The 230-nt window shown below is 60.4% G+C and carries 1 protein-coding gene; it reads left to right on the forward strand.

The window, feature by feature from the left end; all coding sequences use genetic code 11:
• A partial coding sequence (locus G3I42_RS27420) for an acyltransferase domain-containing protein (RefSeq protein WP_164290325.1) occupies nt 1-230 on the forward strand: 230 nt, incomplete at both ends.

Genomic DNA, 230 nt, shown 5'->3' on the forward strand with positions numbered 1-230 from the left:
TGGGGAGTATTGGTTCCGGAATTTGCGGCAGACGGTTGAGTTCGAGGAGACGGTGCGGCTGTTGCTTGCGGATGGGTTTACTGGGTTTGTGGAGTGTTCTCCTCATCCGGTGTTGACGGTGGGGTTGCAGGAGACGTTTGAGGCTGTGGGGGTTGAGGGTCAGGCTGTTGCGGTTGGGTCGTTGCGTCGGGGTGAGGGGGGTTGGGATCGGTTCCTGCTCTCTGCCGGTC

The organism is Streptomyces sp. SID11385 (genome assembly GCF_010548245.1).
In the GTDB taxonomy this organism is placed as follows: domain Bacteria; phylum Actinomycetota; class Actinomycetes; order Streptomycetales; family Streptomycetaceae; genus Streptomyces.